Genomic DNA, 12,416 nt, shown 5'->3' on the forward strand with positions numbered 1-12,416 from the left:
CATCTCTGATCTCGGGGGGCGGTGATATCGTGGGCGAGGCGGCGGTTAATCGGATCGTGCGGGCGGCGGCGGAGCATTTTGCGGCCGGTCGACCGGATCAGGCGGAGGCGCTCTGCACCGAGGTCCTGAAGGCGGAGCCGGACCATGTGCCGGCGCTGCATCTGGCGGCCGTCGCGGCCTTCGTCACCGACCGTGCCGCCGACGGCGCCGCGCTGCTCAACCGGGTCTTCAATATCGATCCCGACCATGCGCCGGCGCTGGTCACGCTCGGCGATGCGCTGGCCGTGAAGGGCGAGCACGAGGGCGCCGTGGCCGCATTCCAGCGCGCGCTGCGCGGGCGGCCCGATGACGCCGGCCTGCACAACAAGCTCGGCGTGGCACTGGGCGAGCTGTCGCGCTTCGGCGAGGCCGAGACCGCCTATCGCCGCGCAATCGCGCTCGATGCGCATCTGACGCGCGCGTGCTTCAACCTCGCCGTCGCGCTCGCCGGGCAGGGGCGGCTGATCGAGGCGGAGGACGCCTATCGCGCCGTGATCGCGCGCGAGCCCGCCTTCCGCGGCGTCTGGCTCAATCTCGGCAACGTGCTTGCGGACCAGAACAGGTTGAGCGATGCCGTGGCCGCCTATCGCCGCGCACTCCAGCTCGATCCCAACGATGTCGGCCTGATCTGCAATCTCGGCGCGGCGCTCTATCGGCAAGGATTGCTCGAAGAGGCCATCGTCCAGTATCGCCGCGCCGTCGAACGCACGCCCGACAATGTCGCGGCACTGCGCCTGCTTGGTCTCGTGCTGCATGAAGCCCGTCATTTGCAGGAGGCCGCCGGGATCTACCGGCAAGCATTCGCGCGCGATCCCACGGATCATATGATCGCCACCAATCTCGGCGCCTGCCTCTCCGATCTCGGCGAACTCGACGACGCCGTTGCGGCCTGCGAGCACGCGCTGCGGCTCAAGCACGATCACGCGCCGGCCTACACCAATCTCGGCATCATCTTCGAGAAGCAGCAGCGCGTCATTGATGCCGTCGCCGCGCATCGCTGCGCGATCGCGACCGATCCGTCCTATGCCAAGGGCCACGCCAATCTCGCCGTCGCACTGCGCAACGCCGGCGAGATCGACGAGGCGCTCACGGTCTCGGCCCGCGCGGTTGCGCTCGATCCGGAGCAGCCGCTCGCGCAATACAACCACGCGCATTTCCTGCTGATGAACGGCCATTTCACCGAGGGGTTCGATGCCTATCGGTGGCGCCGCAAGTGCAAGACGCTGTCGGATGGCGATCCGACTTTCAGTGAGCCGGAATGGCAAGGCGAGCCGCTCGAAGGGTGCACCTTGCTGGTCTTCGCCGAATACGGCCTCGGCGATGCCCTGCATTTCGTGCGTTACCTGCCGATGGTCACAGGGAAGGGCGGCAGGATCATCCTGCAGGTGCAGCCCGCGCTCGCCTCGCTGCTGCGGCAATTGCCCGATGTCACCGTGATCCCGCGCGGCGAGGCGCTGCCGCCGTTCGATCTGCAAGTGCCGCTGATGAGCCTGCCACGCCTGTTCGGCACCACGCTCGACAATCTGCCTGCCGACGTCCCGTACCTGCACCCGGATCCCGAGAAGCTGTCGCGCTGGCGCGCCGTGCTCGGTCGCGAGACGCGACTGAAGGTCGGCGTGGTCTGGGCCGGCAATCCCAAGCACAAGGGCGACGCGCAGCGCTCACTGTCGGCCGGGGCGGTCCTGCCGCGGCTCGTGATGCCGGGCGTGCAGCTCTACAGCCTGCAAAAGGAGCCGCGCGCGGAAGACGGTGCGGTGCTCGCGGCGCTCGGCGACGACATCATCGATCTCGCGCCCGCGCTCGGCGATTTCGCCGACACGGCGGCGGCCGCGGCCGCGCTCGATCTCGTCATCGCCGTCGACACGTCGGTTGCGCATCTGGCCGGTGCGCTCGGACGTCCGGTGTGGATGCTGACGCCTTACGCGCTCGACTGGCGCTGGCTGCGCGATCGCGAGGACAGCCCGTGGTATCCGACCATGCGCCTGTTTCGCCAACGCCGCCCCCGCGAATGGGACGATCCGCTGATGCGCCTGACGGCTGCGCTCTCAGTGCTCGCCGCGAAAGCGGAGAGCTAGAACCGCTCCGGCCGGTACGGCGTCGGATCGATTGACGGCGTCTCGCCGTTCATCATCTCCGCGAGCAGGCGTCCGGTGGCGGGGCCGAGCGTAAAGCCCTGGTGGCCGTGGCCGAAATTCATCCAGAGGCCGGGGTGGCGCGGGGCGCGACCGAGCACGGGCACCATGTCGGGCGTGCACGGACGGGTGCCGAACCATGGCTCTGGTTCGGCGCGCTTGCCAAGGTCGATCAGTTCGCGGGCCGAAGCTTCGGCACTGGCGAGCTGTACCGGGGTTGCCAGCGCATCCGGGCCCGTGAGCTCCGCGCCGGTGGTGATGCGGATGCCCTTGGCCATCGGCCCCATGGCGTAGCCCTGGCCCTTGTCGACCAGCGGCAGGTCGAGCGAGGCGCCGCCAGTGTAGTGCATGTGGTAGCCGCGCTTGCGCACCAGCGGGATCCGGTAGCCGAACTTGTGCAACAGGTCGGGCGACCACGGCCCGAGCGTCACGACGGCGTTCGCGGCATCGATGCGGCCGTTGTCGGTGTTGACCGACCATCCGGTCGCGGTCTGCTGCAGCGACTGCGCATCACCGAGCACGATGGTGCCGCCGAGCCGCTCGAACAGATTGGCGTAGGCCGTCACCAGCGCGCCGGGATCGGACACGGTCCAGGTATCGAGCCAATGGATCGCGCCGGGAAGGTCATCGCGCAGGATCGGCTCGGCTTTGGTCAGCTCGCTGCCCGAGAGCACGCGAAAATTCACGCCGAACTCGCGGCGGTCTTCTTCCGCGGCCTTGATCGACTGGTCGAGCGCGGCAGCATCGCGAAACAGCGCGCGATAACCGGCGCGGCGGATCAGATTGTCGGCATGGGCCTCGCGGATGAGGATGTCGTGCTCGGGCGTCGCATAGGCGATCAGCTGCGCCCAGGCGGCGATCGCCTCGCGATGCCGCTTCGGTGCCGAATGCCACCAATAGCGGAGCAGGGGCTCGACATGGCGATGCAGCGAGGACAAGCTGTAGCGCACGTCGTTGGTGCGGCCGGTCGCGATCTTCACGAGCGAGGCGAGATCGCGCGGCATCGGATAGGGCCGCACCGCCTCCGCCTGGATCATCCCGGCGTTGCCGTAGCTGGTCTCGCGGCCGGGCTCCCTGCGGTCGACCAGGGTGACGGTCCAGCCGCGTTGCCTCAAATGCAAGGCGGCGCCGACGCCCACCATGCCGCCGCCGAGAATGATTGCGCTTTGCATTGGCGGAATTCTCCTGTCAGGCCGGCTTCGGCGTGAGCCTGGGCTGCGCCGTGTTGATGGTGGCGGCGACGACCACGGACAGCGCGGTCATTGCCACCAGGAAGCCGAAGGCCGCGTCAAACGATCCGGTCCCGGTCACGATGAAGCCAATCGCCGCCGGTGCGACAAAGCCTGCGCTTTGGCCGCCGAGATTGACCATGCCGACGCCCGACCCGATCTGGTCGTCGCGGAGCAGCTTGGTCGGAAGCGCAACCACCGCGGCCAGCACGAAGGATTTGAAGAAGTAGACCAGCGACTGATAGACGATCAGCACCGTAATCGTCTCCGCCTTGTACATGGCGTAGAGGAAGATGCCGGTCAACGCGGAGCTGCCGATCAGCAGATATTTCTCGCGCTCGGAAAAGAACGTGGTCATCACCCAGCCACCGATCGCGGTCGCGATCGTCGCCATCACGAACGGGATCGGCGCCACCACGCCGACGGTCTTGAGATCGAGGCCGCGCTGCTGGAGCAGATAGAGCGGCATCCAGGAATCCAGGCCCTTGTTGACGCAGCTCAGGCCGAACCACACCACCATCAGCTGCCACAGCAGCGGATTCTTCATCAGCTCGCGCATCGGCGCCCGCGGCTTCGCCGTCACCGGCCCCACGCCGATACGCGCGAGATGCGGAACGAAGACGAAATAGATCACCGCGAACAGGACGCCGGCGATGCCGATGGTATTGAAGGCGTGACGCCAGCCGAGCCAGAGGATCAGCGGCGCCATGATCAGCGGCGCGATCATGCTGCCGGCATAGTTCGACGACAGCAGCAGCGCGGACATTTTCGGCCGGCTATCCTTCTTGAACAGCTCCGCGATGGCGCGGATGCTCGCCGGCGGAAATCCGCCCTCGGCGATGCCGAAGATGAAGCGGATAGCGATCAGCGAGGTCAGCGACCAGGCGAGGCTGGTGAAGGACGTGAACAGCGACCACATCACGATAGTGACGATCACCACGTATTTCGAGCCGAAGCGGTCGGAGAGCCATCCGCCCGGCACCTGCATCGCGGCGTAGCCTAAGAAGAACGCGCTGATGACGATGCCGAGGTCGGCAGCCTGGAGATTGAAGTCCTTGCCGATCTGCGCCAGCGCCAGCGAGATCGCCGCGCGGTCGATGTAGGAGATGCAGTAGGCGACATAGAGCAGGACGAAGGCGACGATGCCGGTCTTGCGGTTCGACAATTCGGCCATGCTGCTCTCCGCTTTGCCGGCGACCCGGCGGTCATGCCTGCTTGTTGATCTATTCCCGGGCTCTATTCCCAGGTGAGGAAACCGGGCGTCGACGACAGCGGCGGCGCTGCGGCAAGCCGTGCGAGGTCGGGAACAGGCCGGCACAGTTGTGGATCGCCCGCGAACGCAGCTTCGATGCTCGCGGCGACCGACAGCACGACGGCATCGCCACCGCGCGGGCCGACGATCTGCAGGCCGAAGGGCAGCCCGGCTTCATCGACGCCGAGCGGAACGCTGATCGCGGGATGGCCGGGAAGCGTGACGGCATAGGCGAGCGCGAGCCAGTGGAAGTAGGATTTCGTCGGCACGCCGTCGATCTCGGCGGGATAGAGCTCCGACCACGGCCGCGGGCTGAGCGTGATCGTCGGGCTGATCAGCACGTCGCAGGTTTCGAAGAAGCTTTGATAGGCGCGATAGATCCGCGTCTGCGTCGTCGCGGCGCGACCGTGATCTTCCAGCGTGTAGCTCAGGCCTTCCTCGACATTGGCGCGGACATTGGGGCCGAGCATCTCCGGCCGCTCCTTGTAGTTCTTGCCGTGCATCGCCAGGAACAGGCCGGCGCGCAGCACGGCGAAGGCATCGTCGGCGCCGGTGCAGTCAGGCGTCGCCTCGCGGCTCTCGGCGAACAGCGGGGCAAGCTTGTTGACGCGATCGCGAAAGACGCGGCGGATGGCCTGCTCGGTTGGCGCAAAACCAAAATCTTCGGTGAAGGCGAGGCGTAGCCTGCCAAGTTCCGCGGGACGCGGCGCGGCCCAGCGCTCGGCGCGTCCGCGCAGGGGCTCGCCGGGAAGCGTGTAGGCGAGCGGATCGCGGGCATCGTCGCTCGCCATCACCGAGAGCATCAGCGCGGTATCGGCGACATTGCGGGCCATCGGTCCGTCGGTCGACAGGTTGGACCAGCCGAAGGCGCGCTTTTCGCTCGCCACCAGGCCGTAGGAGGGGCGCATCCCGACGATGCCGGCATAGCCCGCGGGATTGCGCAGGGATCCGCCGGTGTCGGAGCCCGAGGCGAGCGGTGCCATGCCGCACGCAAGCGCAACCGCCGATCCGCCGGAGGAGCCCGCCGCGGAGCGTGAGGGATCAAAGGGGTTGCCGGTCGCACCGAAAACAGGATTGCGGGTGTTGCCGCCCGCCGCCCATTCCGGCGTGTTGGTCTTGCCGAAGACGATGGCGCCCGCCGCACGCAGCCGCGCCACCGAGCCCTGGTCGGCGGCCGGGACATTGTCGCGCAACAGGGGGCTGCCGTAGGTCGAACGCATGCCGGCGGTGTCTTGCGTATCCTTGATCAGGACGGGAAGCCCGTGCAGCGCGCCATGATCCTCGCCGCGCAGGATCGCGGCCTCAGCCTTCTTTGCGGCGGCGCGTGCACCCGGCTCGTCGAGCGTCACGATCGCATTGACGGCGGCATTGGTGGTGGCGATGCGGGACAGGCAGGCGTCCAGCAGTTCGATGGGCGAGATCGCCCGTGCGGCCAGCAGGCGGCGCAGCTCGACGGCACTTTTGTCGCAAAGTTCGGACAACGCCAGGCCCTTTCAAAATATGAAAACGATTTAGCATATCGGAAAGTATGTACAACGCACCAATATTCGCCAACCGGGGCATTTCATGCACAAATCGTGGCTTGCGTGCCCGAGAGGTAGCTCGGAGAGGTATTATGTGGCGGATTGAGCCGAAAAGATTAGACGGATCGGCCAATACCTTTTTCCCGGCGGCGTGATAGAGATGCTGCATGAGCGAGATCACCACGCCCGAAAGTGCCAACTCCCAGCTCGGCCAGTGTCTCAAGGCTGCGCGTCAGGCGCGCGGCCTGACGCTCAAGCAGGTGGCGGAGCGGACGGGCATGGCGCTGTCGACCCTGTCGAAGGTCGAGAACGGCCTGATGTCGCTGACCTACGACAAGCTGCTGCAGCTCACTTCCGGCCTGAAGATGGAGATCGCGGAGCTGTTCAACCCGGCGGTCGCGGCGCCTGCGCAGGGTCGGCCGGTCACCGCGCGGCGCAGCATCAGCCGGGCCGGGCAGGGGCAGCTGATCAACACGAAATTCTACACCTACACCTATCAATGCACCGACCTGATCGGCAAACGCATGGTGCCGATCGTGGCCGAGGTCCGCGCGCGCTCGCTGGACGAATTCGGTCCGCTGCTGCGCCATGCCGGCGAAGAGTATTTTCTGGTGACGAGCGGCCGCGTCGCTGTTCACACCGAGTTCTATGCGCCGGAGATCCTTGGCGCGGGCGACGGTATCTATCTCGACAGCACCATGGGCCACGCCTACCTCAACGCCGGCGAGGCACCGTCCGCCACGGGCGTCTGTCTCTGCACCAGCGAGGCGCCTGACCTCTACGACCAGCTTCGCCAGATCGCGTCGCGCGAGGTGGCGCCACTCGGTGATGACGAGCTGCCATCGTAATCGTCAGCCCTAGGCATAAAATGAAAAACGCCCGGCCAGGCCGGGCGTTTTTTTATTCGGGTGTTTCGTTCTATTCGCCGCCGCCGAAACGACGCGACCACCAGCCGGCGCGACGCGGCGCCGCCGGCGTCTCGCTTGCCGGTTCCGGCGCGGGCTCAGGCGCAGGCGGAGCAACCGGCTCCGGCGCGGCCGCAACCGGGGTTGCGGGCTCGCTCGGGCTGCTCGACAGGAAGCTCACCTTCTCGCGGACGGTGGAGCGGCGTCGTGCGGCCTTGTCGTCGACTGCGGGCTCTTCCTCCACAACGGCGGCAGAAGGTTCGGGCTGCTCCGGTGTTTCAACCGGGGCCTGCAACTGAAACTCGGGCTGAGACGTCTCAACCGGCGCGATGTGCTCCGAATGCGTGATCGACGGAGCTGTCTCGTTGCCGGAGCTGTCGAAATCGGCGACCGCGTCGGTCGCTTCCGACGGCGGATTGCCGCCGAGCTCATCGCCGATGGAGCCGGCGAGACCTTCCTCGCCGTTACCGCGCCGACGACGTCCGCCCCTGCGACCACGCCGGCGACGGCGTTCGCCGCTGCCCTGCTGCTCGCCACGGGCGGCCTGCTCCTCGCCTTCCTCGCCGTCCTGCTCGGTGTCGGCATCCTCTTCGCCTTCGCCGGCCGCTACGACCCCTTCGGGAGAAGCGGGAGCACCATCCTCGCGTGCCTCACCGTCGCGCTGACCGCCGCGGCCACGCCGACGGCGGCGACGCTTGCGGCGCTGGCCGTCCTGCTCGGGCGCGGCATCGCCAGCGGCCTGCTCTTCGGAGAGACCTTCGGTTTCCTCGCTCTCGACCTCGGATTCCAGCTCCGCGTCGAATTCCTCGTCGTCAAAGGCCTCTTCGACCAGCGGCGGCGGGCTTGCGGCCGCCTGTGCTGCGAGCAGCGCCTTGGCGGCTTCGAGCGTATGCACCTGCTCGCCGCGGTCGATGACATAGGCTTGCGGTCCCGAGACGCTGGGGTCGGCGATAACAGACAGCGAGACCTTGAAGCCGTTTTCGAGATCGCGCAGATGACCGCGCTTGTGGTTCAGCACATAGAGCGCGACGTCGGTGCGGGTGCGGACCACGAGGTTGTGGGTCGCGCCCTTCATCAGGATCTCTTCGAGGCCGCGCAGCAGCTGCAGCGCCACCGAGGACACCGAGCGGACATGGCCGGTGCCGCCGCAATGCGGGCAGGGATCGGTCGAGGATTCCAGCACGCTGGCGCGGATGCGCTGGCGCGACATCTCGAGCAGGCCGAAATGCGAGATGCGTCCGACCTGGATGCGCGCGCGATCCTGCCGCAGGCAGTCGGACAGCTTGCGCTCGACCGCACGGTTGTTGCGCTTCTCGTCCATGTCGATGAAGTCGATGACGATCAGGCCGGCGAGGTCGCGCAGGCGGAGCTGGCGGGCGACCTCTTCGGCCGCTTCCAGATTGGTCTTGAGCGCGGTGTCCTCGATATGATGCTCGCGCGTCGATCGTCCGGAGTTGACGTCGATCGAGACCAGCGCCTCGGTCTGGTTGATCACGATGTAACCGCCGGAGCGCAACTGCACGGTCGGCGAGAACATCGCATCCAGCTGGCTCTCGACGCCCATGCGCGAGAACAACGGCTGGCCGTCGCGATACTGCCTGACCGCGCTGACATTGGCGGGCATCAGCATCTTCATGAAGTCGCGGGCTTCGCGGTAGCCGGAGTCACCGGCGACCGAGATCTCGTCGATCTCCTTGTTGTAGAGGTCGCGCAGCGAGCGCTTGATCAGCGAGCCTTCCTCGTAGACCAGCGTCGGGGCCTGCGACTTCAGCGTCAGGTCGCGCACCGTCTCCCACATCCGGATCAGGTACTCGAAGTCGCGCTTGATCTCGGGCTTGGTGCGGGCGGCACCCGCGGTGCGCAGGATAATGCCCATGCCCTCGGGCACGTCGAGATCCTGCACCACTTCCTTCAGGCGGGAACGGTCCTGGGCGCTGGTGATCTTGCGGCTGATGCCGCCGCCACGGGCGGTGTTCGGCATCAGAACGGCATAGCGGCCGGCGAGCGACAGGTAGGTCGTCAGCGCCGCGCCCTTGTTGCCGCGCTCTTCCTTGACCACCTGCACCAGCATCACCTGGCGGCGCTTGATGACTTCCTGGATCTTGTACTGGCGGCGCGGACGGAAGGTGCGCTCCGGCACTTCCTCGAGAACGTCGTCACCGCCGACGGATTCGACGTGCTCCTCTTCGGCTTCCTCGCCGTCTTCATCGTCCTCGTCGTCTTCGTCGGCCCTGGCTTCCGCGTCCTGATGCGGAGCTTCGGTGGGCTCGCCGGCGGCGTAGACGGCATCGGCGGGCTCGGTGACGGAGATCACGGCTTCGGCAAGAGCCTCGGCATGCGTTTCGGAGGCGGCGGCCTCTTGTTGCGGCTCGGCAACGGTCTCGACCGCAACCACGGGCTCGGCTCCGACCGCTGCGACAGGCGCGGGCGTCTCGTCGGCATGATCATGGTCGTGATGATCGTGGTCATGACCATGGTCGTCATGATCGTGAGCGTGATGCTCGTCATCATGGGCGTGATGGTGATCATCGTGCTCATGATCGTCATGCCCGTGATCGTCGTGATCATGGTCATGATGATCGTGGTCGAGATGGTCGTGACCTTCGTGCTCGCCGTGATGCTCGGCATCGGCATGCAGGTGCTCGCCCTCATGCGGCGCGCCCTCGGCGTGCAGGGCCTGGCCCTCGACCGGCTGGGCCGCGGGATCGGCGCCGGCGTCGAGACCCTCGACGATGTCGCTGCGGACGCGCTCGCCATGACCGCGACGGCGGGCGTTGCGGTGGCGCGAGCGGCGGCGGCCGTGGGAGCGGTTCTCGTTCTCTTCCTCGGCTTCGCGATGGGCCTGCTCTTCGGCCTCGATCAGCGCCTGCCGGTCGGCGACCGGGATCTGGTAATAGTCGGGATGGATTTCGCTGAAGGCGAGGAAGCCGTGGCGGTTGCCGCCATATTCAACGAAAGCGGCCTGGAGCGAGGGTTCGACCCTTGTGACCTTGGCGAGGTAGATATTCCCGCGCAGTTGCTTGCGTTGCGCGGTCTCGAAGTCAAACTCTTCGACGCGATTGCCGCGGACCACGACGACCCGGGTCTCTTCCGGGTGGGTGGCATCGATCAACATCTTGTTGGGCATGTCTTAACTCTTGGCGGCGGCGGGCGCGATCGACCGTGGGCGCGAAGAGCGCTGCCGGGTGACGCGACGGTCCACCTGATTCGGGGGTGAGGGGAAGGCCGAAACGCCGTCTCTCGCGCCTCGCCGAATCGGAAGCTTCAGGACCGAAGCGGCGCGCGGGAGTGTCACTCCGCAGCGTCGCGAAAGGTCCTTCAGAATTCGTCGGCACAGTCTGGCGCATCAAGCGTCGGCCCGTATGAAACATTGGGCGGCGGGGCCGCCCCTAATCAGTTGCTGCTGGCCAGGCATGGCGCGTGCGCGCTCGCCCTGGGATCACGAACCGCCCCCTTGGGATTAAGGGACCGGGTAACTGGCCGCGTCGCTGTCAAAACTGTCCCGGAAACAGTGTGGTAACCGGAAACCGTCCGCCGCCGGGGCTTGCCCTGTTCCACCTCGCTGCCGCGCACCGCGCTGGTCTTAGAGGAGAACAGAAAAACGCTGGAATTCCCAAACCTTGGGAGTTCCGGCGCTGCACCGGGAGGCTGAATGCGACACAACCGGAAATTATTGGCCGTCAGCAATCCGTACATACGAGGAATGGGTCATCCGTGCAAGGGAGCGTCGCACGCCGGTCACAGTCGGAGAGTTTCGCGTTTTCGTCATTAAGGATCGATTAACCCTGTGGTTCTATTGCGTTAAAGAGGGCTGCTCGGAGGCACGGATTCGGTGGCGAGCCGCACAAATCAACGGGTTTTGCTGGGTTTCGCGCTGCTGTGCGCCGCAGCATTGCCGTGCGCCGATTCCTCGCGCTTGAGCGCGGCCGAGAGCCCATCGCAACCCTCTGTTGCGACGGCGAATTTTCCGATTGCCACGGCTGCACGCCTGGCCGGCGACGGCAAGCAGACCCGCTTCATTCTCGACCTCGACCAGACCGTCAGCTTCCGCGTCACGACGCTCGCCGACCCTTACCGCGTCGTGGTCGACGTTCCCCAGGTGAATTTTCAGCTGGCTCCGGGCTCGGGGGCCGGGCGAGGGCTGGTCAAGGCCTTCCGCTACGGGCTCGTGATGCCCGGCGGCTCCCGAATCGTGTTCGACCTGACCGGGCCCGCCAAGATCACCAATTCCTACGTGCTCGAGGCGGCCAACGGCCAGCCGGCCCGGCTGGTGCTCGAGCTGGAGGAGGTCGACCGCGCGGCTTTCGTGCAGACACCCGCCCCGGAGAATCGGCCCGAGCTGCGGCCGACGATCGCCACCGCGCCGCCGGCAACGGTTCCTGCCGCGCCCGACGAGGCGCCGCAAAAGCCCTCCGACGGCCGGCCGGTCGTCGTGATCGATCCCGGCCATGGCGGTATCGACAACGGCACCCAGTCGAGCGGCGAGAGCGAGAAGAACCTCGTGCTCGCCTTTGGCCTGGCGCTGCGCGATCGGCTGGAAAAAGCAGGCAAATACCGTGTGGTCATGACGCGGGACGACGACACCTTCATTCCGCTCAATGACCGATCCAAAATCGCCCGCAACCTGAATGCCGCGCTGTTCGTCTCGATCCACGCCGACGCGCTGCCGAAGGCCGAGGGCGATGCGCAGGGCGCCACGATCTACACGCTCTCGGACAAGGCCTCCGACGCCGAGGCTCAGCGGCTGGCGGACGCCGAAAACCGTGCGGACGCGATCGCCGGCTTCAATCTCGCGGAAGAGCCGACCGACGTCGCCGACATCCTGATCGATCTGACCCAGCGGGAAACCCGCACCTTTTCAAACCGTTTTGCCCATCTGCTGATGGGTGAAATGAAGTCGACCGTGCGGATGCACAAGCATCCCCTGAAGTCGGCCGGCTTCAGGGTGCTGAAAGCTCCCGACGTGCCTTCGGTGCTGGTCGAGATCGGCTACGTCTCCAACAAGGGCGACCTTGAGCACCTCGTGTCCGAGGGCTGGCGGTCCAAGGCTGTCGGCTCGATGGCCCAGGCGATCGACACGTTCCTGGCCAAGCGGATGGCGACGGCGGGGGCCAGCAATTAATCAGGGAATGCCGGTTCCGATGTTAAGCCCTAGTTTGGCCACAGCGGACGCTTTATAAAAACGATGCAGGGGGTTCCGGAATCGATCAGAATCCCGTTCGGCAAGCGTCTTTCGGTCCGGCATCGATGGTATTGAATAGGCCGGTGAATTCGCGACGTGAGGATGGCGTCCGTTTGGGGCGCCTTATTTGGGCGCCTTGGGCTGATCCCGAGAT

Annotated in this window: 7 protein-coding genes; 3 read left to right on the forward strand and 4 right to left on the reverse strand. The window is 66.3% G+C overall.

The window, feature by feature from the left end; translation table 11 throughout:
- Window positions 1-29 precede the first annotated feature (29 nt).
- Window positions 30-2,114, forward strand: coding sequence for a tetratricopeptide repeat protein (locus tag NLM32_RS23175; protein ID WP_375143568.1), 2,085 nt, complete (start codon window positions 30-32; stop codon window positions 2,112-2,114).
- On the opposite strand, the gene NLM32_RS23180 is transcribed toward NLM32_RS23175, so the two are convergent.
- From NLM32_RS23180 to NLM32_RS23190, 3 genes are all read right to left on the reverse strand, one after another.
- Window positions 2,111-3,343: an FAD-binding oxidoreductase gene (locus NLM32_RS23180; RefSeq protein ID WP_254131187.1), complete on the reverse strand. Its 1,233-nt coding sequence runs from the start codon at window positions 3,341-3,343 to the stop codon at window positions 2,111-2,113. The two genes, NLM32_RS23175 and NLM32_RS23180, sit on opposite strands and share 4 nt — an antisense overlap.
- A 16-nt stretch (window positions 3,344-3,359) precedes the next feature.
- Complete coding sequence (locus NLM32_RS23185; protein WP_254131188.1) at window positions 3,360-4,574, reverse strand: MFS transporter; 1,215 nt, start codon at window positions 4,572-4,574, stop codon at window positions 3,360-3,362.
- A 62-nt stretch (window positions 4,575-4,636) separates the two neighbouring features.
- A complete protein-coding gene (locus tag NLM32_RS23190) occupies window positions 4,637-6,133 on the reverse strand; it encodes an amidase (protein WP_254131189.1) in 1,497 nt (498 codons plus the stop codon).
- Window positions 6,134-6,342: 209 nt separating this feature from the next.
- Here NLM32_RS23190 and NLM32_RS23195 point away from each other — a divergent pair, with 209 nt between their 5' ends.
- Window positions 6,343-7,023, forward strand: a complete 681-nt coding sequence (locus NLM32_RS23195; RefSeq protein WP_254131190.1) for a helix-turn-helix domain-containing protein — start codon at window positions 6,343-6,345, stop codon at window positions 7,021-7,023.
- Window positions 7,024-7,093: 70 nt separating this feature from the next.
- On the opposite strand, the gene NLM32_RS23200 is transcribed toward NLM32_RS23195, so the two are convergent.
- Complete coding sequence (locus tag NLM32_RS23200; RefSeq protein ID WP_254131191.1) at window positions 7,094-10,207, reverse strand: ribonuclease E/G; 3,114 nt, start codon at window positions 10,205-10,207, stop codon at window positions 7,094-7,096.
- Window positions 10,208-10,912: 705 nt separating this feature from the next.
- Between NLM32_RS23200 and NLM32_RS23205 the strand changes: the two genes are divergently transcribed.
- Window positions 10,913-12,202: an N-acetylmuramoyl-L-alanine amidase gene (locus tag NLM32_RS23205; RefSeq protein ID WP_254131192.1), complete on the forward strand. Its 1,290-nt coding sequence runs from the start codon at window positions 10,913-10,915 to the stop codon at window positions 12,200-12,202.
- The last annotated feature ends 214 nt before the right edge of the window (window positions 12,203-12,416 follow it).

The organism is Bradyrhizobium sp. CCGUVB14 (assembly GCF_024199935.1).
Lineage (GTDB): Bacteria > Pseudomonadota > Alphaproteobacteria > Rhizobiales > Xanthobacteraceae > Bradyrhizobium.